The following is a 24,916-nucleotide window of genomic DNA, read 5'->3' as shown; positions in this document are numbered from 1 at the left end:
AGAGACCGCATCGATGAGAGCGCCGGACCTTCACAGAGACGGCTGGCGCCTCAACGATGGCGAGGAGCGGCACCGCGAGGCGCCCGCGACGTTTCAGATTCCGGACCTGGCCCTCCGCAAGATGCTCCGGGTGGGCGATTACGCCAAGTTGATCTTCGAGATCACCGTCGAGGGCGACGAGCATCCGGCCGTCGAACGGATGTGGGTGATCATCCGCGAGCACACGCAGGACGGCTATGTCGGCATGCTCGCCAACCAGCCGCATTCGATCGCCGAGAACGATGAATTCTGGCACGGAACCGAGCTTCCGTTCGAATACCGGCATATCATCGCGGTGCAGCCCGGCGACGCCGAGAGTGTCGCGGCTGCAAAGGCGCCGGCGCCGATTCCCTGGGACCGATCGGCCTGACCGCGATCATTGACGCCGCTTGTCGAAAGCGGCCACGGCGTGGCAGCATATCGGTCCTGCACATTCCGGGACATGCATGACCAGCAAGCGACTTTGCTTCGAGCCGGGTCACAAGCCCAAATGCCTCGTCATCGTCGACGACAGCGCCGAATGGGATCGCGCGGTCTATTACGCCAGCCGCTGGGCGATCCGCGCCGGCGGCGGCGTGGTGATGCTGCGCATCATCGAGCCCGAGGAGCAGACGCAGGAATGGCTTGGTGTCGCCGAGATCATGCGCGCCGAGGCACATGAGGCCGCCGAAGCCGCGCTCGACCGCGCCGCCGGGAGAGCCAACGGCATCGCTGCGATCACGCCGGAACGGGTGATCCGCGAAGGCGCGGCCATGGAACAGCTGCTCGCGGTCATCGACGAGGACCCTGATATCGCCATGCTGGTGCTCGCCGCCAATCCCGGCGCGGAGGGCCCAGGCCCCCTGGTCTCGCTGCTCGCGCACGCGCTCGGCACGTTCCCGGTGCCGGTGACGGTCATTTCGGGCGCCCTGAGCGACCAGAGCGTGGATTCGCTGTCGTAGTTCAGGGGCCCGTCATGCCCGGGCTTGTCCCGGGCATGACGACGCACAGGCCTTTGGCCCCCTAACCCGCTGAAATAACAGCGAAACAGCCTCGATCCCCCTTGATCGTGCGTTCCCCATCGCCATCTGCTAGGGAAGAGAGCACGCGCCGGCCTTGAACCGGCGACGTCTGGAGAAAACCATGTTCATTCAAACCGAAGCGACCCCCAATCCCGCCACGCTGAAGTTCATTCCCGGCCGCGTCGTGACCGACGGCAATCCCATGGAATTTTCGAGCCGCGAATCGGCCGTGCGTTCGCCGCTGGCCGAAAAGCTGTTCGACGTGCCCGGCGTCACCGGCGTGTTCTACGGATCGGATTTCATCACCGTGACCAAGGCGAGCGGTGAGTGGCAGCAGCTCAAGCCCGCGATCCTCGGCGCCATCATGGAGCACTACATGTCCGGCGCGCCGCTGCTCGCCGACGGCGCGGCCGAGGGCGATGTCGATCTCGACGACGAGGACGAGTTCTTCGACGAGGCCGATGCCGAGACGGTCGACATGATCAAGGACCTGATCGAGACCCGCGTGCGGCCGGCGGTCGCCAATGACGGCGGCGACATCACCTTCCGCGGCTTCAAGGACGGCGTCGTCTATCTCAACATGAAGGGCGCCTGCTCCGGCTGCCCGTCATCGACCGCCACGCTCCAGCACGGCATCCAGAATTTGCTGAAGCACTTCGTGCCCGACGTGGTCGAAGTCCGGCCGATGTGAGCCGGACGCCAGATGCTCAAGTACCGTCATGCCCGGCCTTGTGCCGGGCATCCGCGTTCTTGGGGCGGCAAAGGGGTGGATGGCCGGGACAAGCCCGGCCATGACGACGAGCATTCCGTGACGGATGATGCTACGATCGTTTCATGCTGATCCTCGCCATCGACACTGCACTTGAGGCGTGCGCGGCCGCCGTGCTCGACACCGACGCCGGCGAGCTCCTCGCCCAGGAATCGCAGCTCATGAAGCGCGGCCATGCCGAAGCGCTGATGCCGATGATCGCGCGCGTGATGCAATCGGCCAATCTCGCCTTCACCTCGCTCGACCGCATCGCCGTCACGGTCGGCCCCGGCAGCTTCACCGGCCTGCGCGTCGGCATTTCCGCGGCGCGCGGCCTTGCGCTCGCGGCGAAACGGCCGGCGGTCGGGCTGACGACACTGTCGGCCTATGCCGCCGCCGTCGTCGGCCAGAGCAAGCCGGCGCCGGTGATTTCCGCGATCGATGCCCGCCACGATCACGTCTATTTCCAGATCGTCGCAGGCGACGGCAGCCCGCTGGTGCGGCCCGCTGTCGCGCCCATCGACGAGGCGATCGCGGCCTCGCAATTCGGCGCGCCGCATCTGGTCGGCAATGCCGCGAGCATCCTCGCCGATCGATGGCCGAAGGATGCGCCGCAGCCGGTCGCGGTCGACGCGCAAGCTGCGCCCGACATCGGCTGGGTCGCCTGGCTTGGCGCCGCCGCCGATCCCGAGACGGCGTCGGCGCGGCCGTTCTATCTGAAGGCGCCCGACGCAAAGCCGGCCGCAGCTCCTCAGTTCGCACAAGCCGCAAGCTCATGATCGGATGGCTGTTGGAATGGTGGCACGGCGGCACCGCCGCCGTCGAACCCGCGTCGGCGCGCGATGCCGCGCGGCTGGCGCAACTTCACGGCGCCTCCTTTGCGCACGGCTGGGGCGAAGGCGAGTTCGAGGGCATGATGAGCGAGCGCAACACGCTCGTGCACCGGCTGCGCCTCGGCCGCAAGACGATCGGCTTTGCGGTATCGCGCATCGGCGCGGACGAGGCGGAGATTCTCTCGATCGCGGTCGACCAGGGCAGTCGCGGGCGCGGGCTCTCCCGCACGCTGCTGATGACCCATCTCGGCCATCTCGCAGGCCGCGGCGTGCGCACGATATTTCTCGAAGTTGAGGAAAATAACCAGCCGGCCCGGCGGCTGTACGACCGGGCCGGATTCATGGTGGTCGGACGCCGCGAACGCTACTATAAGCAGCCGAACGGGGAACAATTGAACGCCCTTCTGATGCGGCGTGACTTGTCGTAACATTGATGGCAGAAAGCGCCCCCTCAGGCAGACAGATCATGACCGCACTGAAACCTTCTTCTGCATCCAAGGCGTCCGGCATCGAGGCGCGCTGTGCCGCAACCGGCATGCGCATGACCGAGCAGCGCCGCGTCATCGCGCGCGTGCTCGCGGAGGCGGTCGATCATCCCGACGTCGAGGAATTGTACCGGCGCTGCGTCGCCGTCGACGACAAGATCTCGATCTCGACCGTGTATCGCACCGTCAAGCTGTTCGAGGATGCCGGTATCATCGAACGCCATGATTTCCGCGAGGGCCGCGCGCGATACGAGACGATGCGCGACAGCCATCACGACCATCTCATCAACCTGCGCGACGGCAAGGTGATCGAGTTCACCTCCGAGGAGATCGAGAAGCTGCAGGCGGAGATCGCCCGCAAGCTCGGCTACAAGCTGGTCGATCACCGGCTCGAGCTCTATTGCGTCCCGCTCGACGACGACAAGCCGACGTCCTAAGCGGCATGATCTCCGCGCAAACGCGTTCCGCGCTTGCCGCGCGGGATAACCGCTTCACACTTTTCCGGATCATGCCCTAGTGCCCATCGATCTCATCATCTTCGATTGCGACGGCGTGCTCGTGGACAGCGAGGTCATCTCCTGTCGCGCGCATGCGAATGCCCTGACCCGGCACGGCTATCCGATCACCTCGGAGCAGGTGTCGAGGCGCTTCCTCGGCCGTTCGACAAAACAGGCCAATCTCGAGATCGAGACCGAGCTCGGCCGCCAGCTGCCGGAGGCCTATCACGGTGATCTCCAGGACGAGCTATTCCGCTCGTTCGAGGCCGATCTCGAAGCGATCCGCGGCATCCACGACGTGCTCGATGTGGTGACGCAAGCGGTCTGCGTCGCGTCGAGCGGTTCGCATCAGCGCATGCAGGTGAGTCTCGGGAGCACCGGCCTCCATGAGCGCCTCGCGCCAAACATCTTCTCGTCCTCGCAGGTGAAGAACGGCAAGCCCGCGCCCGACCTGTTCCTGTTCGCAGCGAACCAGATGGGCGTGGCGCCGGAGCGCTGCGTCGTCATCGAGGACAGCCTCGCCGGCATCGCCGGCGCGCGGGCGGCGGGCATGACCGTGTTCGGCTTCTGCGGCGGCAGCCATTGCGGGGACGGCCATGCCGAGACGCTGCGTCAGGCCGGCGCCAACCTGACCTTTGCCGACATGCATCAGCTCCCCGAGCTGGTCCGGCGGGTCGAGGCGGAGGCCCTGGCGGGCTGATTTCAGCCCCTTGCCGTCATTCCGGGGCACGCGCCGAGCGCATGAACCCGGAATCCGGAGGTTTTGGCGCGAGATTCCGGGCTCGCGACTGCGCCGCGCCCCGGAATGACGGCACCAAGCCCCCAATCGCTGGATTTTCGGCCCTCCAGCCTATATTTGAGGGCCGTCCTCCACCGCCATTTCGGGTTCCATGACGCCGCCGCGCAAGCTGCACATCAAATCATATGGCTGCCAGATGAACGTCTACGATGCCCAGCGCATGGTGGACACGCTGGCGCCGGAAGGATTCGTCGAGACTGATAGTGCCGAGGAGGCCGACCTCGTCATCCTCAACACCTGCCATATCCGCGAGAAGGCCTCGGAGAAGGTCTATTCTGAGCTCGGACGGCTACGTGTCGCCAAGGACGAGGCTGCGCGCGAGGGTCGCGCGATGCAGATCGCCGTCGCAGGCTGCGTGGCACAGGCCGAAGGCGGCGAGATCACGCGCCGCGCACCCGTCGTCGACGTCGTGGTGGGACCGCAGAGCTATCATCACCTTCCCGAGCTTCTGAAACGCGCGCGCGACGAAGGCCGCGCGATCGAGGCCGAGTTTCCCGCGGCGGACAAATTCGGCTTTCTGGCCCAGCCAAAGCCCGACGCGATCCGCGCGCGCGGCATTTCCGCGTTCGTCACGGTGCAGGAGGGCTGCGACAAGTTTTGTACGTTCTGCGTCGTGCCGTACACGCGGGGTTCGGAAGTCTCCCGCCCCGTCGCGAAAATCGTCGACGACGTGAAGCGCCTTGCCGACAACGGCGTGCGCGAGCTCACGCTGATCGGGCAGAACGTCAACGCCTATCATGGCGAGGGACCGGACGGAAAAACCTGGCCGCTCGGCCGCCTCCTCGAGCATCTGGCGACGATTCCCGGCATCGCGCGGCTGCGCTATTCGACCAGCCATCCCCGCGACGTCGATGACAGTTTGATTGCGGCCCACCGCGATCTCGCGGCCTTGATGCCGTTCGTGCACCTGCCGGTGCAGTCGGGCTCGGACCGGATTCTGGCCGCCATGAACCGGAAACATACCGCCGATGATTATCGGCGTGTCATCGACCGTTTCCGTACCGCTCGCCAAGACATTGCTTTTTCATCGGATTTTATCGTCGGCTTCCCCGGCGAGAGCGAGCAAGATTTTCTCGCCACACTCGCGCTTGTCACGCAAATCGGCTACGCTGCGGCTTATTCGTTCAAATACTCCGCCCGGCCGGGAACGCCGGCCGCGGATATGCAGGAGACGGTGTCCCCCGCCGAGATGGACCAGCGATTGGAGCGGCTCCAGGAACTGATCGACAGCCAGCAATCGGCCTTCAACAAGGCTGCGATTGGCTCAACGGTCGACGTGCTGTTCGAGCGTCCGGCGCGCAAGGACGGCCAGATCGTCGGCCGCACCGCCTTCCTCCAGCCCGCCCACGTCATGGCCTCGACCGACATCATCGGACAGATCCTGCCCGTGCGAATCGACAGCCTCGAACGCTACAGTTTCCTCGGCGAGCTCGCGACGGCGCGCAATGTGCGCGAGCCCGCTTTATCGCAAGCCATCGGAGCCTGAACCCTTGCCAAAAAGCGCATCGGATTCGTCTTCTATCGCTCCCAGCCGCAAATTTGATCGCGACATGCAAGTTCCGCCCGAGACCCAGGTCGTCATCGACTTCGACGACAACCGCGCCGCTTCCGCGCTGGTCGGCCCCTATGGCCAGCACCTCGCGCAGATCGAGCGGCGGCTCGGCGTCGTCGTCGATTCCAAGGGCAACCACATCACCATCGGCGGCACGCGCGACGGCTGCGACGCCGCGCGCCGCGTGCTGGAGATGCTCTACGCACAGGCCGTGAAGGGCCAGGATCTCGACCAGGGCGAGGTCGAAGGCGCAATCCGCGCGGTGATCGCGCAAGGGTCCCTGTTCGAGTTCGACGCCAAGTCGGCGAAATCGACCTTTGACAGCATCAATTTGCGCAAGCGCCCGGTACGTGCGCGCACCGCCGCGCAGGACTCCTACATCCGCGCGCTGAAGCGCCATGAGCTGGTGTTCGGCATCGGACCCGCCGGTACCGGCAAGACCTGGCTCGCCGTGGCCCATGCCGCGCAGCTGTTCGAGCGCAAGGAGGTCGACAAGATCATCCTGTCGCGTCCGGCGGTGGAGGCCGGCGAGCGGCTCGGCTTCCTGCCTGGCGATCTCCGCGAGAAGGTCGACCCCTATCTGCGCCCGATCTACGACGCGCTGTACGACCTCATGGACGCGCGCATCGTCGAGCGCGCGCTGCAGACCGGCGAGATCGAGATCGCGCCGCTCGCCTTCATGCGCGGCCGCACGCTGACCAATGCCGCCATCATCCTGGACGAAGCGCAGAACACCACGTCGATGCAGATGAAGATGTTCCTGACGCGTCTGGGCGAGAACAGCCGCATGATCGTGACGGGCGATCCCTCGCAGATCGATTTGCCGAACGGCCAGACCTCGGGTCTTGCCGAGGCAACGCGCCTCCTGGGCGGCGTCGAAGGCATTGCTCAGGTTCATTTCAAAGCCGAGGACGTGATCCGCCACGAGCTCGTGGCGCGGATCGTCGCCGCCTATGAAGGTTCGCCGCAGCGGCCGGCCACGGATAAATCCTGACGGGACAACAGCCGGACCATACGGGCGCGGACACGGCGCCTGATCGTTCCGAACAAAGACAATGTCACACCCCAACCTTCCCATGACCGAGGTCCTCGTCGTTGCCGATTGCTGGCAGCGCGAACCTGATTCCGAAGCCGTGATCCAGCGCGCCGTCGCCGCCGCCGCCGAGAGCGTCGACGAGGACGTCGCCGACGCCGAAGTGGCGGTGATGCTGACCGATGATTCCGGCATCCGCACCCTCAACAGCAACTGGCGCGGCATCGACAAGCCGACCAACGTGCTGTCGTTTCCCGCGCTCCAGCCGGAGGGTGAATGGAAGGAAGGCGATGCGCCGCGCATGCTCGGCGACATCGCGATCGCCTACGAGACGATGCGGCGCGAGGCGGACGAGGAACACAAGCCGTTCGACCATCATTTGAGCCATCTCGCCGTGCACGGGTTCCTGCATCTGATCGGCTACGATCACGAGAACGACGACGACGCCGAGGAGATGGAAGCGCTGGAAACGCGGATCCTGGCGCATCTCGGCATCCCCGATCCCTATGCCGACCGCACGGGGACGCACTGAGATGCCCGACTCCGAGCCAACCCACGACAATCCGCGCAACACGGCCAATCTGCCGGCCGTGGTGACGCCCGGCGAGGTGCTGCGCCCAACCGCCGAAGGCTGGCTGCTGCGCGCCATCCGCACGCTGTTCGGCTGGAAGGCCGGCTCGGTGCGCGACGATCTGCAGGTCGTGCTCGACGCCACGACGCCCGACGACACCGGCTTCTCCGCGGTCGAGCGCACCATGCTGCGCAACATCCTCGGCCTGCACGAGCGCCGCATCGCCGACGTCATGGTGCATCGCGCCGACATCATCGCGGTGAAGCGCGACATCCCGCTCGGCGAATTGATGGACCGCTTCGAGAGCGTCGGTCATTCGCGCCTCGTGGTCTACAACGAGACGCTCGACGATCCCGTCGGCATCGTCCACATCCGCGACCTGCTCGCCTTCATGACGGCGCGGGCGCGCGTGTCGGAAGCCACCAAGACCAAGCGCAAGAAGCCGCCGCCGGCCGGGCTCGATTTGAAAGCCGTGGACCTCGCGCTGCCGCTCGAGGACGCACGCATCATCCGCAAGCTGCTCTACGTGCCGCCGTCGATGCGGGCGATCGACCTGCTCGCGCAGATGCAGGCGACGCGCATCCACCTCGCGCTGGTCGTGGACGAATATGGCGGCAGCGACGGGCTGGTCTCGATCGAGGACATCGTCGAGCAGATCGTCGGCGAGATCGACGACGAGCACGACAGCGACGAGCCGCCCTCGATCGTGCGCCTGCCGGACAACGCCTTCATTGCCGATGCCCGCGCCAGCCTCGACGACGTCCGCGAGGTGATCGGCGCGGACTTCGTCACCGGCGAGGCCGGCGAAGAGGTCGAGACGCTCGGCGGTTATCTCGTCAGCTTCGTCGGGCGCCTGCCGGTGCGCGGCGAGGTGATCTCGGGCCCCGGCAATTACGAGGTCGAGGTGCTCGACGCCGATCCGCGCCGCGTCAAGCGGCTGCGCATCGCGACGCGCAAGGAACGGCCGGCGCCGCGCACCCAGCGCGAGAGCCGGCGCCGCGAGGCCACGCCGGAGAGCAACCAGCCGCCGTCGAGTGACACGCCGACCCCGCCGCCGAGCGACGGGACCGGCCCGCAGTGAGAGCGTTCCAGCGATTCAAGCAGATTGCGCTTGCCATCATCCTGACCTGGGGATGGAAGCGCGCGCTCATCGCCATCGCGTGCGGCGCGCTGTCGGTGCTTGCGCTGGCGCCGTTCAATTTGTTTCCCGTGCTGTTCATCACGTTCCCGGTGCTGGTCTGGCTGATCGACGGCGCCGGCGCCGGACGATATGGCGGCGTGCCGGCCGCAGCGCTGACCGGCTACTGGTTCGGGCTCGGCTATTTCGTGCCCGGCCTCTACTGGATCGGCTACGCGTTCTTCGTCGACGCCGACGTCTTCGCCTGGCTGACGCCCTTCGCCGTGCTGGGACTGCCGGCCTATCTCTCGATCTTCACGGCGCTTGGCTTTGCGCTGGCGCGCCTGCTCTGGACCAAGAACGCCACGCGCGTGCTCGCGCTCGCAGCAAGCCTCACCATCAGCGAATGGCTGCGCGGCCACGTGCTGACCGGCTTTCCCTGGAACGCGTTCGGCTATGCGCTGTCCGAGCCGCTGGCGCTGGCGCAGACCGCGTCGCTGATCGGCCTGTGGGGCATGACGTTCCTGACGGTCGCGATCTTCGCAAGCCCGGCAGCGCTGATCGACCGCACGCCCGATCGCAGCATTGCGTGGCGAGCACCGGCCGCGGCAATCGCGCTTCTGATTGTCATGAGCATCTTCGGCGCGATCCGCCTGTCGCTGCATCCGACCACGATGGTCGCGGGCGCCAAGCTGCGCCTGATGCAACCGAACCTGCAGCAGGACGCGAAGTTCAACTATTCCGCCAAGGCGGAGGTGATGAAGAAATACCTCGCGCTGTCGGACCGCGCCTCCGGGCCGCAATCGACCGGCGTGCGCGATGCCACCATCCTGATCTGGCCGGAATCGGCGTTTCCGTTCTTCCTCACGCGCGAAGCCGACGCGATGGCGCAAATCGCCGACCTGCTGCCGAAGGGCACGGTGCTGATCACCGGCTCGGTCCGCGCGCCCGATCTGCCGCGCGGCACGCCGATCACGCGCGCGTATAATTCGATCTACGTGATCGACCATGACGGCAGCGTGCTCTCGGTCTACGACAAGCTCCATCTCGTGCCGTTCGGCGAGTTTCTTCCCTATCAGGATCTGATGGAGAAGCTCGGCTTCGAACAACTCACGCGCGTGCGTGGCGGTTTCATTCCGGGGACCGTGCGTCACGCACTCAACGTGCCGGACGCGCCGAGCGCATTGCCTCTGATTTGCTACGAGGCGATCTTTCCCGGTGAGGTTGCCGGACGCAACGAACGTCCAGGCTGGATCGTGAACCTCACCAATGACGGCTGGTTCGGTATCTCGACCGGTCCCTACCAGCATCTCGAGCAGGCGCGAATGCGCGCGATCGAGCTCGGATTGCCGCTGGTCCGCTCCGCCAATACCGGCGTCTCCGCCGTGATCGATCCGGTCGGGCGAACAATCGCCAGTCTCGGTCTCGGAATCGAAGGCATTTTGGATGCAAGCCTGCCCGCCGCGATCCCGCCGTCCGTCTATGCGCGGCTCGGCGACGTGCCCGCAGCCATGCTCGTCGCCCTGGCCGTGATTCTCGCGATGCGCCGACGTGTTGCCAAACGGCACCCCTGATTTCGCCACTGCCGCGACGGCGGCCGGAATCCTTTGACAACCGTAGTCCCACGGTTGACGACTGCACCCGGGTTCCTCATTCTGCATCCGCTGCGAAAGACAGTGGGCGTTGCTAAATTTCTCCGCAATGTTTCCCAATAACAGGGTTTGATTTTTACGCTGCTGGCACCTGAGGCATCCAATCGATTGCGCTGAAGGTGGTGTTTGGAGGCTGAGGAAATGTCGAAAGCGCCCAACCCTGTTGACAAATATGTCGGCAGCCGCGTGCGTATGCGCCGCATCATGTTGGGCATGAGCCAGGAGAAGCTCGGTGAGGCTTTGGGCCTGACTTTCCAGCAGATCCAGAAATACGAGAAGGGCACGAACAGGGTCGGCGCGAGCCGCATCCAGCAGATTGCCGAGATTCTCCAGGTGCCGGTGTCGTTCCTGTTCGAGGGCGGACCGAGCGGCGTGGCCGGGCCGGATGGCTTCGCCGAAGGCGCTTCGCCCTCTTATGTCTCCGACTTCCTCGCGACCTCCGAAGGTCTCGCTCTGACCAAGGCGTTCACGCGAATCACCGATTCGAAAATGCGCCGCTCGATCGTCGATCTCGTCGAGCAGATCGCCGCCCGCGAGGGCCCCGACAAGCGCTGAGGCGCCATCTCATTCCGATTTGAGGCTGCGCCAAATCTGGCCTATGTCGTCATTTGCGGCCGCGTCATGATGCGCGCCGTCACGGATGATGCGATTCAAAGGCATAGATGCGCCCATGGCGAGCTCCAACTGGTTCGATACCCAAACTATTCTCGACGGCATCCAGCGCTGGGTGGAGATCGAGACGCCGACCGAGGCGCCTGACCAGGTCAACAGACTGGTGTCGCTGGTCGCGGATCAGTATCGCGATCTACCCGTCACGCTCGAGCGCGTCGCCGGCATCGACGGCTGCGGCGATCATCTGCTGGCCCGCTCGACCTGGGGCCAGGAGCAGCCGGGCATCCTGGTGCTGAGCCACCTCGATACCGTTCATCCCCTCGGCTTCATCGAGCGCCTTCCGTTCAAGGTCGAAGGCGACAGCGCGTTCGGCCCCGGCATCTACGACATGAAGGGCGGCGCCTACATCGCCCATCACGCCTTTGCCGCGCTCTGCGCCGGCGGCGATCGTTCGCCGCTCGGCATCACCCACATGTTCACCTCCGACGAGGAGATCGGCAGCCCGACGTCGCGGGCGCTGATCGAGAAGGAAGGACGCAAGGCCAAATACGTGCTGGTGACGGAGCCGGCGCGCGACGGCGGCAAGATCGTCACCGGACGCAAGGGCGTCGGACGCTTCCAGGTGTTCATCAAGGGCGTACCCGCACATGCCGGCTCGCGGCCCGAAGACGGCCGCAGCGCGGTGCGCGAACTCGGCAACGTCATCCTCGCGCTGGAAGGCATGAACGATCTCAAGCGCGGCGTCACCGTGAATGTCGGCGTGGTGCGCGGCGGCACGCGTCCCAACGTGACGCCGGAAGAGGCCTATGCCGAAGTCGATCTGCGCGTGCCGAGCTTCACTGATGCGGACGAGTTCGTGGGCAAGATTCTGGGGCTGACGTCGAAGACCGAAGGCGTGACCGTCAAGGTCACGGGTGAGCTCAACCGCCCGCCTTACGAGAAGGGCAATGCGGGCGCCTCGCTCTACGAGCATGCGAGGTCGCTCGCCACCGAGATCGGCTTCGAGCTGATCGACACCTATACCGGCGGCGGCTCCGACGGCAATTTCACCGCCCCGCACACGGCGACGCTCGACGGGCTCGGCGTCGACGGCAAGGGCGCGCACACCCATTATGAGCAGCTCTACGTCTCCTCGCTCGCACCGCGCGCGCGGCTGCTCCACCGCCTGTACCAGACGCTGCGATGAGCGAGCGCAAATCGGATCCCGATCGTGACGACAGCGAGCGCGCGTTCTTCGGGCGGCGCAAGGGCCACAAGCTCAGGCAGCACCACGCTGAGCTGATCGACCATCTGCTGCCGCATCTGTCGCTCGACATCGCGCGCGAGGCGCCGAGCGATGCCCGTGAAATCTTCGATCCCGCGGCCAACGATGTCAGGCTCGAGATCGGCTTCGGCGGCGGCGAGCATCTTGCGGCGGAAGCGCGGCACTTCGCCACGACCGGCTTCATCGGCTGCGAGCCCTATGTCAACGGCATGGCAAAAATCCTCGCGCAGATCGAGGCGGCCAACATCGCCAATATCCGCCTGTTCGCAGGCGACGCCGCCGAGCTGCTGGCCTGGCTGCCGAAGGCTTCGCTGTCGCGGATCGACCTGATCCACCCCGATCCCTGGCCGAAGCGGCGGCACTGGAAGCGGCGCTTCGTGCAGGACCGCACGATTGCCGCGATGGCGCGCGTGCTGAAGGTCGGCGGCGAATTCCGCTTCGTCTGCGACATCGACGATTACTGCGCCTGGACGCTGTCGCATCTTGCGCGCTCGCCGGATTTCAAATGGCTCGCGGAGCGCGCCGACGATTTCCGCCAGCCATGGGACGGCTACACCATGACGCGCTACGGCCGGAAGGCCACGCGCGAAGGCCGCAAGACGACGTATCTGCGGTTCAGGCGGACCTAAAGCTCTTCGCATCCATCCGCGATCGTCATGCCCGGGCTCGTCCCGGGCATCCACGTACTTACTTTCTATCGTCGCGAGAACGTGGATGGCCGGGACAAGCCCGGCCGTGACGACAAAGACTGTACTTTGACTAGATCGTCTGCCGGTTGCGCCAGAAATTCACGACGCGTTCGGCCGTCGTCGGCATCAGGCGCGTGAAGTTCATGCGCGCGGCCTCGATATCCGCATCGGCAGGGGTGCGGTTGGGACCGTACCAGAGCAGGATCAGCGCGCGGACAGTCGGCCAGCCGAGATTGAGCACGCGGCCGAGGATCAGGATCGGATCGTAACGATCGCCTGCGATCAGACGGTCGAGGATCGAGATGCGGATGCCGGTCATCGCCGAGAGCGAGGCGATCGATTCCTCGTATTTGTGTGCCTTGGCGAAGCCGAGCAGCGCGCTCTCGCCGAGATGGCCCTCGCGATGCAAGGTCAGCACGGTGCGCTGCGCGCCGGAGAAATCGCGCCGCGGCCCCGGCGGCAATGCGGCCTCCTCGATTGCGGCCATCGCGCGCTTGATCTCGACCTGGCGCACGGGATTGACCACGCTGGAGAGGCGGCGGCGGATGACGTCGAGCGTGCCGTCGAGAAGCTCTTTCAGATGCTCGCCGGAGAGATCCGTGCGCTGGCCGATCTTGAGCGTCAGCACGCCGTCCTGTGCGGCACGCTTGACCAGCTCGGAATAGCTGCCCGGCGAAAACACCGCGCCGGCATTGCCCGCGGCGCGACGCACGACGTCGCGATCGCCGCGCTCGATCAGCACGTCGGTGACGACGGCCGGCAGGACGGGGCGTTCCGTCATCGCGAGCAGATGTCCCTGGCCCTTCAGGCGCGCGATCTCGACCAGCGCGGCATCGTCGAGCACGGGCGAGCGGCGCAGCACGGGGCCCGCCACCATGATCTCGTTTTCGCGCGCGAGCTGGTTCACCAGATGCGGTGGCGCGTTGTCCAGCCGCGAGAAGCGCTCGGCGAGATCGACGCGCGAGGTGAGCTCGGCATGCGGCACGAGATCGATCAGCAGATCGTCGAAGAGGTCGATGAGCTCGGGACGGAGCCTTTCGGGATCCTGGAAGAACAGCTCGGCGATGGCACGCGCGATCTCGCCACGGCGGCGTGGATCGCCGCGTTTGACGATAGCGTCCAGTCCAGGAATGAGCGACGTGGCAACGGTCATGAAAACGCAAACTCGTATGGGGCACGCCGCGGGTGCGCCCTTGGTCCAAGCCGCCCCACAATCAGGGAATTTAGGCCTCGGAGATGAAAGAAGCGTTGCGCGGAAGCCCGCAAACCGGGCGCAAAAAGCCCGATCCGGCCCGCGATGGGCCTTGTCCGGGGGAGCGGAAAGGGCTATATCAGCGCCAATTCATCTTCTCATACGATCCGCGTAGTGAGAGTGGGCCCGAAAGGACCCGCTCTTTTTTATTACCTGAACGCGGGTTGGCGGAAGATCCGGCCCGACGCGCTGTCGGGAGAGTTCCGAAGCGGGCTTTGAAGTCTTAACCAGGCCTTAACCCACGCGTTAACCCAAGCCTTAACCATCGAGCGCCTTGACCCCTGATATGACCGAACCGAACACTGGTTCCACGGATGCCGAATTGCTGGCCGAGCCGAGGCTCGTGGTCGAGCCGGGCGTGGCGGCACGGGTGTCTGCGGTCGCGGCTCCCGTGCTCGAAGGCATGGGCTACCGCCTGGTGCGTATCCGTATCTCCGGGGAAGCCGGCTGCACCGTGCAGATCATGGCCGAGCGGCCGGACGGCTCGATGCAGCTCGAGGATTGCGAGGCGATCTCGCGGGCGCTGTCGCCCGTGCTCGACGTCGCCGACCCCATCGATCGCGCCTATCGCCTCGAGATCTCCTCGCCTGGGATCGACCGTCCGCTGGTGCGCCGTTCCGATTTCGAGCGTTATTCCGGCCATCTGGTGAAGGTCGACATGGCGGTCGCCCATGAAGGGCGCAAGCGATTCCGCGGCACCCTCGGTGCCGTCGAAGGCGACCGCGTGCATCTGCATCGCGACGACGCCAAGGCCGGCGACGATACCGACGTTCTCCTGACGATGGAGGATATCGGCGAGGCGCGGCTGGTGCTGACCGACGAGCTGATCGCGGAGTCCATGCGCCGCGGCAAGGCCGAAGAGCGCCAGATGCGCCGGGATCTCGGCCTCGAGCCGCCGCTGGCACCGCACGCGAAGATCGGCGAAAAAGCCGCCAGGGGCACCAAGCCGAAAAAGAAGCCGGCCCCGACCAATACGAAGAAACATCGCCTTGCCGCCGAACGCGCGCGGCGCGGCGAGATCGAGCCTGACCAAGGAGACTAGCCATGGCAGTCAGCGCCAATCGACTTGAATTGCTTCAGATCGCCGATGCCGTCGCACGCGAGAAATCGATCGACCGCGGCATCGTCATCGCGGCGATGGAGGACGCCATCGCCAAGGCCGCGCGAGCCCGTTACGGCAGCGAGACTGACGTTCACGCCGAGATCGACCCGAAGAAGGGCGAGCTGCGGCTGTCGCGCCACATGCTGGTCGTCGACAAGGTCGAAAACCATTCCAACCAGATCTCGCTGGTCGATGCGCAGCGCGCCAATCCCGGCGCCCAGGTCGGCGACACCATCGCCGACACCCTGCCGCCGCTGGAATACGGCCGCATCGCCGCGCAGTCCGCCAAGCAGGTGATCGTGCAGAAGGTGCGCGAGGCCGAGCGCGACCGCCAGTACCAGGAATTCAAGGACCGCATCGGCGACATCGTCAACGGCGTCGTCAAGCGCGTCGAATATGGCAGCGTGATCGTCGATCTCGGCCGCGGTGAAGCCATCATCCGCCGCGACGAGATGCTGCCGCGCGAAGTGTTCCGCAACGGCGACCGCGTCCGCGCCTACATCTTCGACGTCCGCCGCGAGACGCGCGGCCCGCAGATCTTCCTCTCCCGCACCCATCCGCAGTTCATGGCGAAGCTGTTCGCGCAGGAAGTGCCGGAAATCTATGACGGCATCGTCGAGATCAAGGCGGTTGCCCGCGATCCGGGCTCGCGCGCGAAAATCGGCGTGATTTCCCGCGATTCCTCGGTGGATCCGGTCGGCGCCTGCGTCGGTATGCGCGGCTCGCGCGTGCAGGCCGTGGTGAACGAGCTGCAGGGCGAGAAGATCGACATCATCCCGTGGTCGCCCGACATCGCGACCTTCGTGGTCAACGCGCTGGCGCCGGCGGAAGTCTCCAAGGTCGTCATCGACGAAGACCGCGAGCGCATCGAGGTCGTTGTCCCCGACACCAACAACCAGCTCTCGCTGGCGATCGGCCGCCGCGGCCAGAACGTGCGTCTGGCCTCGCAGCTCACCGGCTGGGACATCGACATCCTGACCGAGCAGGAGGAATCGGAGCGCCGCCAGGCCGACTTCGAGAACTCCACCCGTGTCTTCATGGAATCGCTCAACGTCGACGAAGTGGTCGGCCAGCTGCTGGCGTCCGAAGGCTTCACCTCGGTCGAGGAGCTCGCCATGGTGGACGTCAAGGAACTCGCCGGCATCGAGGGCTTCGACGAGGAGACCGCGCAGGAACTCCAGAACCGTGCCCGCGAATATCTCGAGCAGCAGGAAGCCGAGCTCGAGGCCCGGCGCAAGGAGCTCGGGGTCGAGGACGCCCTCAAGGACGTGCCCGGCGTCACCTCGAAGATGCTGGTGAAGTTCGGCGAGAACGACATCAAGACCGTCGACGACCTCGCCGGCTGCGCCACCGACGATCTGGTCGGCTGGACCGAGCGCAAGGAAGGCGGCGAACAGACCAAATTCCCGGGTGCGCTCGACGGTATCGAGATCTCCCGTGACGATGCCGAAGCGATGATCATGCAGGCCCGCGTCAAGGCCGGCTGGATCACCGAGGCCGATCTCGCCAAGCCCGCTGAAGAGGCTGAGGCGACCGAAGATCAGCCGGCTTAAGGGCGAAGGAGAATGTCGCCCGGATGCTCGCAGACACTGACCACGATCTTGACCATGGCCCGCGGACCGAAAGGTCCGCGACCATGCGCATGTGCGCGGTCAGCCGGCAGGTCCGGCCGATCGACGAGCTGATCCGCTTCGTGGTCTCGCCGCAAGGCGACCTGGTTCCCGATCTCAAGCGCAAGCTGCCCGGACGCGGCATGTGGGTCACCGCCTCGCGCGAGGTGGTTGCGGAAGCCGTCCGGCGTCACCAATTTAGCAAGGCCTTCAAGCGCGAGCTGCGCATTTCCCAGACGCTTCCCGCCGACATCGAGGCGCTCCTGGTCAGGAGCGCGACGGAAGCTCTTGGAATCGCCGCCAAGGCGGGCCAGATCGTGGCCGGCTTCGGCAAGGTCGAGAGCGCCCTGCGGGAAGGCACGGCCGAGGTCCTGATCCACGCCAGTGACGGGGCTGCGGACGGAATCCGCAAATTGGACACTCTGGCACGTCAAAATGCCGGGAATCGCGGCGCCAAGCCGCAGATTCCCGTCGTCACCGCACTGAAATCGTTAGAATTGGATTTGGCACTAACCCGGTCAAATGTGATACATGCTGCGCTGCTCGCGGGCCCGGCGAGCAAGTCATTCCTGTCACGTAGCCAGATGCTGGTCCGATACCGGATGGCGGACGATGACAAGACTGCCGAAAAGCACGGCCAGGATTTCTGAGAGACACGACGAACCGATCTGACGGTGCGGCAACGCACAACACTGATAAATCAGGATTAGGACTGCTGAATGGTTGATACCAAGACCCCTGGCGACAAGAAGCTGAGCGTTCCGAGCAAGACGCTATCGCTCAAGCCGCGCGTCGAAACGGGCACCGTGCGCCAGAGCTTCAGCCATGGCCGCAGCAAGCAGGTCGTGGTCGAGAAGCGCGGCAAGCGTCGCATCGACGGCACACCTGAGCCGCACACGCCTGAGGTCGCTGCCAAGCCGGCGCCGGCCGCACCTGCTCCGTCGCGCCCCGCTCCGCCGCCCCCGCCGCGCAATGCCGGTTCCGGCGTCGTGCTGCGCACCCTGACCGAGGACGAGCGCTCCGCCCGCGCCAGCGCGCTGGCCGATGCCAAGGTGCGCGAAGTCGAAGAGCGCCGCCAGGCCGAGGAAGAGGCCCAGCGCCGCGCTGTTCGCGAAGCCGCTGAACGCGCCGAGCGCGAGGCCGCCGAATCCCGCCGCAAGGCCGAGGAAGAGCGCCACCGTCACGAGGACGAAGCCAAGCGCAAGGCCGAGACCGAAGCCAAGAAGCGTTTCGGCGAAGGCGAACAGCCGGCGTCCGCTCCGCGTCCGGCGGCTGCGGCCCCGGCCGCTCCCGCGCCACGTCCCGGCGCGCCTGCAGCGCGTCCTGGCGCCGCCACGACCACCACGGCACGTCCTGCAACCACGACCGCGCGCCCCGGCACGACGACGGCGCGACCGACCGGCGGCCCCCTGGGCCGCGCTCCGGGAGTTGCGGCTGGCCCCGACGAGGACGATGGTCCGCGCCAGATCCGTCGCGGTCCCGGTGGCGCCGCGCGTCCCGCGGCGGCTCCCAAGACCACCCACAAGCCCGGTCCGCAGAAGGAACGCGGCCGCCTGACCGTCGTCACCGCGCTCAATGCCGATGAGGTGCGCGAGCGCTCGATCGCCTCGTTCCGCCGCCGGACCCAGCGCCTGAAGGGTCACGCCTCGAACGAGCCGAAGGAAAAGCTCATCCGCGAGGTGACGATTCCGGAAGCGATCACGATCCAGGAACTCGCCAACCGCATGTCCGAGCGCGCGGTCGACGTCATCCGCATGCTGATGAAGCAGGGCGCGATGCACAAGATCACCGACGTGATCGACGCCGACACCGCGCAGCTGATCGCCGAAGAGCTCGGCCACACCGTCAAGCGCGTTGCCGCCTCCGACGTCGAAGAGGGCCTGTTCGACCAGGTCGATGATTCCACCGACACCGAGACCCGTTCGCCGGTCGTGACCGTGATGGGCCACGTCGACCACGGCAAGACCTCGCTGCTCGATGCGCTTCGTCATGCCAACGTGGTGTCCGGCGAAGCCGGCGGCATCACCCAGCACATCGGCGCCTATCAGGTGCTGTCGCCCGAGAGCGGCAAGAAGATCACCTTCATCGACACGCCCGGCCACGCCGCGTTCACCGCGATGCGCGCCCGCGGCGCCAAGGTCACCGACATCGTCGTGCTGGTGGTCGCGGCCGATGACGGCGTGATGCCGCAGACGATCGAAGCTATCAACCACGCCAAGGCGGCGCGGGTGCCGATCATCGTTGCCATCAACAAGATCGACAAGCCCGACGCCAAGCCCGAGCGCGTGCGCACCGAGCTGCTCCAGCACGAGGTGCAGGTGGAATCCTTCGGCGGCGACGTCGTCGACGTTGAGGTGTCCGCCAAGAACAAGACCAATCTCGACAAGCTTCTCGAGATGATCGCGCTGCAGGCCGACATTCTCGAGCTGAAGACCAACTCGGAGCGTCCGGCCGAGGGCACCGTGATCGAGGCCAAGCTCGACCGCGGCCGTGGTCCGGTCGCCACCGTGCTGGTCCAGCGCGGCACGCTTCGTGTCGGCGACATCATCGTCGCCGGCGCCGAGATGGGTCGCGTTCGCGCGCTGATCTCGGATCAGAGCGAGACCGTGCGTGAGGCAGGTCCTTCGGTGCCGGTCGAGGTGCTCGGCTTCAACGGTCCGCCGGAAGCCGGCGATCGTCTCGCCGTGGTCGAGAACGAAGCCCGCGCCCGCCAGATCACCAGCTACCGCGCTCACCAGAAGCGCGAGAACGCGGCTGCCTCGATCTCCGGCATGCGCGGCTCGCTCGAGCAGATGATGTCGCAATTGAAGACGGCGGGCCGCAAGGAATTCCCGCTGATCGTCAAGGCCGACGTGCAGGGCTCGCTGGAAGCCATCCTCGGCTCGCTGGAGAAGCTCGGCACCGACGAAGTCGCCGCTCGCATCCTGCATGCCGGCGTCGGCGGCATCTCGGAATCCGACGTGACGCTCGCGGAAGGCTTCAACGCCGCGATCATCGGCTTCTCGGTTCGTGCCAACAAGGAGGCCGCTGCGGCCGCCAAGCGCAACGGCATCGAGATCCGCTACTACAACATCATCTACGACCTCGTGGACGACGTGAAGAAGGCGATGAGCGGCCTGCTCGCGCCGACCTTGCGCGAAACCATGCTGGGCAATGCCGAGATCCTGGAGATCTTCAACATCTCCAAGGTCGGCAAGGTCGCCGGCTGCCGCGTCACCGACGGTACCGTGGAACGCGGCGCCAATGTGCGCCTGATCCGCGACAACGTCGTCGTGCACGAGGGCAAGCTGTCGACGCTGAAGCGCTTCAAGGACGAAGTGAAGGAAGTCCAGGCCGGCCAGGAATGCGGCATGGCCTTCGAGAGCTACCACGACATGCGCGCAGGCGATGTCATCGAGTGTTATCGCGTGGAGACGATCCAGCGCTCCCTGTAAGTCCAAATCTTACCGAAGCGACTGGATCTTTTTTGAGCTGAAATAGCGGGAGTGCGATGGCCGGATTTTTTCCGGCCATCGCACCGCATTCGTTTCAACAGGAAAAATGACAATGCCCGTGTCCCAAACGCGGTCATGACGAGGTGATTTTCGACCATGCCACGGCATCATCAGAAGAAGAGTTCCGCGCCCGGCGGCTCGCAGCGCCAGCTGCGCGTCGGCGAGCAGGTTCGCCACGCGATGGCCGAGATTCTGGCGCAAGGCAATGTGCATGATGCGGACCTCGAAGGTCACATCATCACCGTGCCGGAGGTGCGGATGTCGCCCGATTTGAAGCTCGCGACCGTTTACGTGATGCCGCTCGGTGGACGCGACACCGAGGTCGTCATCGCTGCGCTCGAGCGCAACAAGAAATTCCTGCGCGGCGAAGTCGCGCGGCGCGTTAACCTGAAATTTGCACCTGACATTCGCTTCCGCGTCGACGAACGATTCGACGAGGCGGAACGGATCGAGAAGCTTTTGCGAACACCTGCGGTGCAAAAGGACTTGGAACAGGATCCGGATACGGATCGGGAAGAAGAGCAATGACGATGGACCCCGCTCACGGCACGATCGACGGCAACGACGCCGATCAGCGCGATGTGCAGAAAAATAATTTTGCGGAGATGGGCGGCAATTCTCAGCCGCATCAGGAGCCGCGCCGCGTCAACAACGATCCGCGCGCCAAGCAGCAGAAGGGCAACCAGGTTCGCCGCGACCGCCGCGACGTCCATGGCTGGGTGGTGCTCGACAAGCCGATCGGCATGACCTCGACGCAGGCGGTGGCCGTGCTCAAGCGCCTGTTCAACGCCAAGCGCGCCGGCCACGCCGGCACGCTCGACCCGCTCGCCTCCGGCGGCCTGCCCATCGCGCTTGGCGAGGCCACCAAGACGGTTCCCTTCGTGATGGACGGCCGCAAGCGCTACCAGTTCACCGTGTGCTGGGGCGAGGAGCGCGACACCGACGATATCGAGGGCCGGGTTACCGCGACCTCCGACCAGCGCCCGACCCGGGAGGCCATCCTGGCCCTCCTGCCCCGCTTCACGGGGGTGATCGAGCAGGTCCCGCCGCGCTATTCGGCGATCAAGGTCCAGGGCGAGCGCGCCTATGACCTCGCCCGCGACGGCGAGGTCGTGGAGCTGGCCCCCCGTCCGGTCGAGATTCATCATTTAACCCTTGTGGATCAACCGGATAACGACCGGGCCGTGTTCGAGGCCGAGTGCGGCAAGGGCACCTATGTCCGGGCCCTGGCCCGCGATATGGGCCGGATTCTCGGCACTTTCGGCCATATCTGCGCGCTCCGGCGGACCCTGGTCGGCCCATTTGGCGAAAACGACATGATTCCGCTGGATCAGTTGGAGGCTTTGTGCGATAGAGCCGCGTCCGGCGAGGGTAGCCTCGCGGACGCGCTTATGCCCGTTGAGACCGCGCTGGACGACATCCCGGCACTGGCCGTCACTCGGGCTGATGCGGCAAGGCTCCATCGGGGCCAAGCCGTTTTGTTGCGCGGACGGGATGCGCCCACAAGTAGCGGCACAGTCTATGTCACGGTGGCAGGCCGTCTTTTGGCGCTTGCTGAAGTTGGCAATGGCGAAATCATCCCCAAGCGTGTGTTCAACCTGACCGGCTTGACTGCCTCAACCGGTCGCAACGAGAGAAATTGACGATGTCGATTGCCGCAGAACGCAAAGCGGAAGTCATCAAGACGAATGCCACCAAGGCCGGCGACACCGGCTCGCCCGAGGTTCAGGTCGCGATCCTTTCGGAGCGCATCAACAACCTGACCAACCACTTCAAGACCCACGTGAAGGACAACCATTCGCGTCGCGGCCTGCTGAAGCTGGTCTCGACCCGCCGCTCGCTCCTCGACTATCTCAAGAAGCGGGACGAGGCGCGTTACAAGGCGCTGCTCGAGAAGCACAACATTCGTCGTTAAGAGCTACTGCGCGCGCCAACGGCGCGCGTTTTCGCGCGTAGTTTCGAACGAAAGCGCTTATTTAAAGGTTTTTGATCGAGGCTGCGTGCGCGTCGGGTGCGAGCCGACAAGGATTCGCATCCGGGGCATGAAGGGCGAAGACCGCGAGTGCGGTGTTCGTATTCGTGCCGACTGACAGTCCAGCAGCAATCCGGCGGCTGGGCACAACGGGCAAGGCGCCCGTATGACCCGAAAGGATGGACGCCATCCGACATCCAAAAACCATGGCAGGATCGCAGGACGCTGATCGCCCGCTTCGATCAGCATCCCGCAATCTTGCGCATGGTTTTTGTTTTTCGGCGCCGTCCCTTCTTTCGAGAACCATGAAAGAAGACATCTATGTTCAATAAGCATTCGGTCGAGATCGACTGGGGCGGACGCCCTCTCAAGCTCGAAACCGGCAAGATCGCCCGTCAGGCCGACGGCGCCGTCATCGCCACCTACGGCGAGACCGTGGTGCTCGCCACCGTCGTCGCGGCGAAGGCGCCGCGCGAAGGCGTCGACTTCCTGCCGCTGACCGTCGACTACCAGGAGAAGACCTACGCCGCGGGCCGCATTCCCGGCGGCTATTTCAAGCGCGAGGGCCGTCCGACCGAGAAGGAGACGCTGGTCTCCCGCCTGATCGACCGTCCGATCCGTCCGCTGTTCGTCGACGGCTGGCGCAACGAGACCCAGGTGATCGCCACCGTGCTGTCGCACGACATGGAGAACGATCCTGACATCGTCGCGCTGGTGGCATCGTCCGCTGCGCTGACGCTCTCCGGCGCGCCGTTCAAGGGCCCGATCGGCGCCGCGCGCGTCGGCTTCGCCAATGACGAGTTCATCCTCAACCCGACGCTCGACGAGATGGTCGACACCCAGCTCGACCTGGTCGTCGCCGGCACCGCCGACGCCGTGCTGATGGTGGAATCGGAAGCCAAGGAGCTGAACGAGGACATCATGCTCGGCGCCGTGATGTTCGGTCACCGCCACTTCCAGCCGGTGATCAACGCGATCATCGAGCTCGCCGAGAAGGCCGCCAAGGAGCCGCGCGAAGTCACCGTGATCGACAACGCCGCGCTCGAGAAGGAGATGCTCGGCATCGTCGAGCAGGAGCTGCGCGCCGCCTACGCCATTCCGGTCAAGCAGGACCGTTACGCCGCAGTCGGCAAGGTCAAGGAAAAGGTGATCGCCCACTACTTCCCCGAGGGGCAGGAGCCGAAATACGACAAGCTGCGCATCAGCGCCGTGTTCAAGGAGCTCGAGGCGAAGATCGTTCGCTGGAACATCCTGGACACCGGCAAGCGCATCGACGGCCGCGATTCCAAGACCGTCCGCAACATCGTCGCCGAAGTCGGCGTGCTGCCCCGTGCCCACGGCTCGGCGCTGTTCACCCGCGGTGAGACGCAAGGTCTGGTCGTCACCACGCTCGGCACCGGTGAGGACGAGCAGTACATCGACGCGCTGTCGGGAACGTACAAAGAGACGTTCCTGCTGCACTACAACTTCCCTCCCTACTCGGTCGGTGAGACCGGCCGTCTCGGCGGCACCAAGCGCCGCGAGATCGGCCACGGCAAGCTCGCCTGGCGCGCGATCCACCCGGTGCTGCCGCCCCATCACGAGTTCCCGTACACGATCCGCGTGGTCTCGGAGATCACCGAATCGAACGGCTCGTCCTCGATGGCTTCGGTCTGCGGCGCTTCGCTCGCGCTGATGGATGCCGGCGTTCCGTTGAAGCGGCCGACCGCGGGCATCGCGATGGGCCTGATCCTCGAAGACAAGCGCTACGCGGTTCTCTCGGACATCCTCGGTGACGAGGACCATCTCGGCGACATGGACTTCAAGGTCGCCGGCACGGAGCAGGGCATCACCTCGCTCCAGATGGACATCAAGATCGAGGGCATCACCGAAGAGATCATGAAGGTGGCGCTGGCCCAGGCCAAGGATGGTCGTATCCACATCCTCGGCGAGATGGCCAAGGCGCTCACCAACGCCCGCGCCGAGCTCGGCGAATATGCGCCGCGCATCGAGACCTTCAAGATCGCCACCGACAAGATCCGCGAAGTGATCGGCACCGGCGGCAAGGTGATCCGCGAGATCGTCGAGAAGACCGGCGCCAAGGTCAACATCGAGGACGACGGCACCGTGAAGGTCGCTTCCTCCGACGGCGAGGCGATGAAGGCCGCGATCAAGTGGATCAAGTCGATCGCGTCCGATCCGGAAGTCGGCCAGATCTATGACGGCACCGTTGTCAAGGTCATGGAGTTCGGCGCTTTCGTGAACTTCTTCGGCTCCAAGGACGGCCTCGTCCACATCAGCCAGCTCGCCTCGGCGCGCGTGCAGAAGACCTCCGACGTCGTCAAGGAAGGCGACAAGGTCAAGGTCAAGCTGCTCGGCTTCGACGATCGCGGCAAGACCCGCCTGTCGATGAAGGTGGTGGACCAGACCACCGGCGAAGACCTCGAAGGCAAGGACAAGGGCGGCGAGGGCGAGAAGGCCCCGCGCGAAGCCGCCGGCGAGTAAGTCTGGCGACATCGAGAAAAAACGAAGGGCGGCCGAAAGGCCGCCCTTTTTGTTTGTGCTGTTCTGCAAGCGTGCTGCGCTCCCTCTCCCGCGTGCGGGAGAGGGAGCGG

At 65.4% G+C, this 24,916-nt stretch carries 25 protein-coding genes; 23 read left to right on the top strand and 2 right to left on the bottom strand.

The annotated features are described in order from the left end of the window. Window positions 1-13: 13 nt before the first annotated feature. The 15 genes from JQ617_RS22765 (at window position 14) to trmB (ending at window position 12,832) form a co-directional block, all read left to right on the top strand. The gene (locus JQ617_RS22765) at window positions 14-409 is read left to right on the top strand and encodes a hypothetical protein (RefSeq protein ID WP_212028216.1); all 396 of its coding nucleotides are present in this window, start codon (window positions 14-16) and stop codon (window positions 407-409) included. Between the two features lie 76 nt (window positions 410-485). Continuing rightward, window positions 486-980: a universal stress protein gene (locus tag JQ617_RS22760; protein WP_212028215.1), complete on the top strand. Its 495-nt coding sequence runs from the start codon at window positions 486-488 to the stop codon at window positions 978-980. 181 nt (window positions 981-1,161) lie between these two features. Continuing rightward, a complete protein-coding gene (locus tag JQ617_RS22755) occupies window positions 1,162-1,731 on the top strand; it encodes a NifU family protein (protein ID WP_212028214.1) in 570 nt (189 codons plus the stop codon). A gap of 143 nt (window positions 1,732-1,874) precedes the next feature. After that, a complete protein-coding gene (gene tsaB, locus JQ617_RS22750; protein WP_212028213.1) occupies window positions 1,875-2,567 on the top strand; it encodes a tRNA (adenosine(37)-N6)-threonylcarbamoyltransferase complex dimerization subunit type 1 TsaB in 693 nt (230 codons plus the stop codon). Then, the gene (rimI, locus tag JQ617_RS22745; RefSeq protein WP_212028212.1) at window positions 2,564-3,049 is read left to right on the top strand and encodes a ribosomal protein S18-alanine N-acetyltransferase; all 486 of its coding nucleotides are present in this window, start codon (window positions 2,564-2,566) and stop codon (window positions 3,047-3,049) included. Before tsaB ends, rimI begins: the two co-directional genes overlap by 4 nt. Window positions 3,050-3,087: 38 nt before the next feature. Further along, complete coding sequence (locus JQ617_RS22740) at window positions 3,088-3,543, top strand: Fur family transcriptional regulator (protein ID WP_011083619.1); 456 nt, start codon at window positions 3,088-3,090, stop codon at window positions 3,541-3,543. A gap of 79 nt (window positions 3,544-3,622) precedes the next feature. Beyond that, a complete protein-coding gene (locus JQ617_RS22735; protein ID WP_212028211.1) occupies window positions 3,623-4,303 on the top strand; it encodes an HAD family hydrolase in 681 nt (226 codons plus the stop codon). A gap of 190 nt (window positions 4,304-4,493) precedes the next feature. Beyond that, on the top strand, window positions 4,494-5,888 hold the full coding sequence (gene miaB / locus JQ617_RS22730; RefSeq protein WP_212028210.1) for a tRNA (N6-isopentenyl adenosine(37)-C2)-methylthiotransferase MiaB: 1,395 nt from the start codon (window positions 4,494-4,496) through the stop codon (window positions 5,886-5,888). 64 nt (window positions 5,889-5,952) lie between these two features. Further along, window positions 5,953-6,948, top strand: coding sequence for a PhoH family protein (locus JQ617_RS22725; protein WP_212028209.1), 996 nt, complete (start codon window positions 5,953-5,955; stop codon window positions 6,946-6,948). 82 nt (window positions 6,949-7,030) lie between these two features. Continuing rightward, the gene (gene ybeY / locus JQ617_RS22720) at window positions 7,031-7,519 is read left to right on the top strand and encodes an rRNA maturation RNase YbeY (protein WP_502754889.1); all 489 of its coding nucleotides are present in this window, start codon (window positions 7,031-7,033) and stop codon (window positions 7,517-7,519) included. A gap of 1 nt (window position 7,520) precedes the next feature. Further along, window positions 7,521-8,639, top strand: coding sequence for a hemolysin family protein (locus JQ617_RS22715; RefSeq protein WP_249157367.1), 1,119 nt, complete (start codon window positions 7,521-7,523; stop codon window positions 8,637-8,639). Then, window positions 8,636-10,249 (top strand): apolipoprotein N-acyltransferase, encoded by a 1,614-nt coding sequence (gene lnt / locus JQ617_RS22710; protein ID WP_212028206.1) that lies wholly within the window; start codon window positions 8,636-8,638, stop codon window positions 10,247-10,249. The genes JQ617_RS22715 and lnt overlap by 4 nt, the downstream gene beginning before the upstream one ends. A gap of 219 nt (window positions 10,250-10,468) precedes the next feature. Further along, a complete protein-coding gene (locus tag JQ617_RS22705; RefSeq protein ID WP_008131807.1) occupies window positions 10,469-10,882 on the top strand; it encodes a helix-turn-helix domain-containing protein in 414 nt (137 codons plus the stop codon). A gap of 85 nt (window positions 10,883-10,967) precedes the next feature. Then, the gene (locus JQ617_RS22700; protein WP_212028205.1) at window positions 10,968-12,125 is read left to right on the top strand and encodes a M20 family metallopeptidase; all 1,158 of its coding nucleotides are present in this window, start codon (window positions 10,968-10,970) and stop codon (window positions 12,123-12,125) included. Further along, a complete protein-coding gene (gene trmB / locus JQ617_RS22695; RefSeq protein ID WP_212028204.1) occupies window positions 12,122-12,832 on the top strand; it encodes a tRNA (guanosine(46)-N7)-methyltransferase TrmB in 711 nt (236 codons plus the stop codon). The genes JQ617_RS22700 and trmB overlap by 4 nt, the downstream gene beginning before the upstream one ends. A gap of 130 nt (window positions 12,833-12,962) precedes the next feature. Here the strand turns inward: trmB and JQ617_RS22690 are convergent, their stop codons facing one another. Next, the gene (locus JQ617_RS22690) at window positions 12,963-14,045 is read right to left on the bottom strand and encodes a DUF2336 domain-containing protein (protein ID WP_212028203.1); all 1,083 of its coding nucleotides are present in this window, start codon (window positions 14,043-14,045) and stop codon (window positions 12,963-12,965) included. A gap of 385 nt (window positions 14,046-14,430) precedes the next feature. Between JQ617_RS22690 and rimP the strand changes: the two genes are divergently transcribed. From rimP to infB, 4 genes are all read left to right on the top strand, one after another. Further along, window positions 14,431-15,186: a ribosome maturation factor RimP gene (rimP, locus tag JQ617_RS22685; RefSeq protein WP_212028202.1), complete on the top strand. Its 756-nt coding sequence runs from the start codon at window positions 14,431-14,433 to the stop codon at window positions 15,184-15,186. A gap of 2 nt (window positions 15,187-15,188) precedes the next feature. Continuing rightward, complete coding sequence (gene nusA, locus JQ617_RS22680) at window positions 15,189-16,799, top strand: transcription termination factor NusA (RefSeq protein ID WP_212028201.1); 1,611 nt, start codon at window positions 15,189-15,191, stop codon at window positions 16,797-16,799. Window positions 16,800-16,822: 23 nt separating this feature from the next. Continuing rightward, window positions 16,823-17,506, top strand: a complete 684-nt coding sequence (locus JQ617_RS22675; protein WP_212028200.1) for an RNA-binding protein — start codon at window positions 16,823-16,825, stop codon at window positions 17,504-17,506. A 69-nt stretch (window positions 17,507-17,575) separates the two neighbouring features. Then, entirely contained in the window at window positions 17,576-20,290 is a 2,715-nt protein-coding gene (gene infB, locus JQ617_RS22670; protein ID WP_212028199.1) for a translation initiation factor IF-2, read from the top strand. A 9-nt stretch (window positions 20,291-20,299) separates the two neighbouring features. Here the strand turns inward: infB and JQ617_RS22665 are convergent, their stop codons facing one another. Beyond that, the gene (locus tag JQ617_RS22665) at window positions 20,300-20,527 is read right to left on the bottom strand and encodes a hypothetical protein (protein ID WP_212028311.1); all 228 of its coding nucleotides are present in this window, start codon (window positions 20,525-20,527) and stop codon (window positions 20,300-20,302) included. Here JQ617_RS22665 and rbfA point away from each other — a divergent pair. From rbfA to pnp, 4 genes are all read left to right on the top strand, one after another. Continuing rightward, window positions 20,447-20,878: a 30S ribosome-binding factor RbfA gene (gene rbfA, locus JQ617_RS22660; protein WP_212028198.1), complete on the top strand. Its 432-nt coding sequence runs from the start codon at window positions 20,447-20,449 to the stop codon at window positions 20,876-20,878. The two genes, JQ617_RS22665 and rbfA, sit on opposite strands and share 81 nt — an antisense overlap. Further along, window positions 20,875-21,993 carry a tRNA pseudouridine(55) synthase TruB gene (gene truB, locus JQ617_RS22655; RefSeq protein WP_212028197.1) on the top strand — a complete coding sequence of 373 codons (1,119 nt, stop codon included), beginning with the start codon at window positions 20,875-20,877 and terminating at the stop codon, window positions 21,991-21,993. The genes rbfA and truB overlap by 4 nt, the downstream gene beginning before the upstream one ends. Before the next feature lie 2 nt (window positions 21,994-21,995). Beyond that, window positions 21,996-22,265, top strand: a complete 270-nt coding sequence (gene rpsO, locus JQ617_RS22650; RefSeq protein ID WP_018644188.1) for a 30S ribosomal protein S15 — start codon at window positions 21,996-21,998, stop codon at window positions 22,263-22,265. A 378-nt stretch (window positions 22,266-22,643) separates the two neighbouring features. Then, window positions 22,644-24,806 carry a polyribonucleotide nucleotidyltransferase gene (gene pnp, locus JQ617_RS22645; protein ID WP_063685795.1) on the top strand — a complete coding sequence of 721 codons (2,163 nt, stop codon included), beginning with the start codon at window positions 22,644-22,646 and terminating at the stop codon, window positions 24,804-24,806. The last annotated feature ends 110 nt before the right edge of the window (window positions 24,807-24,916 follow it).

The sequence above is a fragment of the Bradyrhizobium sp. KB893862 SZCCT0404 genome (genome assembly GCF_018130885.1).
Classification (GTDB): Bacteria; Pseudomonadota; Alphaproteobacteria; order Rhizobiales; family Xanthobacteraceae; genus Bradyrhizobium; species Bradyrhizobium stylosanthis.
Note: the sequence above shows the minus strand (reverse complement) of the source record. Positions and strands in the feature narration are given on the sequence as shown.

Excerpts from the sequence above, each read along its gene's own strand:
- JQ617_RS22765 (WP_212028216.1), top strand. The coding sequence starts at position 14 with ATGAGAGCGCCGGACCTTCACAGAGACGGCTGGCGCCTCAACGATGGC.
- JQ617_RS22760 (WP_212028215.1), top strand. The coding sequence starts at position 486 with ATGACCAGCAAGCGACTTTGCTTCGAGCCGGGTCACAAGCCCAAATGC.
- JQ617_RS22755 (WP_212028214.1), top strand. The coding sequence starts at position 1,162 with ATGTTCATTCAAACCGAAGCGACCCCCAATCCCGCCACGCTGAAGTTC.
- tsaB (WP_212028213.1), top strand. The coding sequence starts at position 1,875 with ATGCTGATCCTCGCCATCGACACTGCACTTGAGGCGTGCGCGGCCGCC.
- rimI (WP_212028212.1), top strand. The coding sequence starts at position 2,564 with ATGATCGGATGGCTGTTGGAATGGTGGCACGGCGGCACCGCCGCCGTC.
- JQ617_RS22740 (WP_011083619.1), top strand. The coding sequence starts at position 3,088 with ATGACCGCACTGAAACCTTCTTCTGCATCCAAGGCGTCCGGCATCGAG.
- miaB (WP_212028210.1), top strand. The coding sequence starts at position 4,494 with ATGACGCCGCCGCGCAAGCTGCACATCAAATCATATGGCTGCCAGATG.
- JQ617_RS22725 (WP_212028209.1), top strand. The coding sequence starts at position 5,953 with ATGCAAGTTCCGCCCGAGACCCAGGTCGTCATCGACTTCGACGACAAC.
- ybeY (WP_502754889.1), top strand. The coding sequence starts at position 7,031 with ATGACCGAGGTCCTCGTCGTTGCCGATTGCTGGCAGCGCGAACCTGAT.
- JQ617_RS22715 (WP_249157367.1), top strand. The coding sequence starts at position 7,521 with ATGCCCGACTCCGAGCCAACCCACGACAATCCGCGCAACACGGCCAAT.
- JQ617_RS22705 (WP_008131807.1), top strand. The coding sequence starts at position 10,469 with ATGTCGAAAGCGCCCAACCCTGTTGACAAATATGTCGGCAGCCGCGTG.
- JQ617_RS22700 (WP_212028205.1), top strand. The coding sequence starts at position 10,968 with ATGATGCGATTCAAAGGCATAGATGCGCCCATGGCGAGCTCCAACTGG.
- trmB (WP_212028204.1), top strand. The coding sequence starts at position 12,122 with ATGAGCGAGCGCAAATCGGATCCCGATCGTGACGACAGCGAGCGCGCG.
- JQ617_RS22690 (WP_212028203.1), bottom strand. The coding sequence starts at position 14,045 with ATGACCGTTGCCACGTCGCTCATTCCTGGACTGGACGCTATCGTCAAA.
- rimP (WP_212028202.1), top strand. The coding sequence starts at position 14,431 with ATGACCGAACCGAACACTGGTTCCACGGATGCCGAATTGCTGGCCGAG.
- nusA (WP_212028201.1), top strand. The coding sequence starts at position 15,189 with ATGGCAGTCAGCGCCAATCGACTTGAATTGCTTCAGATCGCCGATGCC.
- JQ617_RS22675 (WP_212028200.1), top strand. The coding sequence starts at position 16,823 with ATGCTCGCAGACACTGACCACGATCTTGACCATGGCCCGCGGACCGAA.
- infB (WP_212028199.1), top strand. The coding sequence starts at position 17,576 with ATGGTTGATACCAAGACCCCTGGCGACAAGAAGCTGAGCGTTCCGAGC.
- rbfA (WP_212028198.1), top strand. The coding sequence starts at position 20,447 with ATGCCACGGCATCATCAGAAGAAGAGTTCCGCGCCCGGCGGCTCGCAG.
- truB (WP_212028197.1), top strand. The coding sequence starts at position 20,875 with ATGACGATGGACCCCGCTCACGGCACGATCGACGGCAACGACGCCGAT.
- rpsO (WP_018644188.1), top strand. The coding sequence starts at position 21,996 with ATGTCGATTGCCGCAGAACGCAAAGCGGAAGTCATCAAGACGAATGCC.
- pnp (WP_063685795.1), top strand. The coding sequence starts at position 22,644 with ATGTTCAATAAGCATTCGGTCGAGATCGACTGGGGCGGACGCCCTCTC.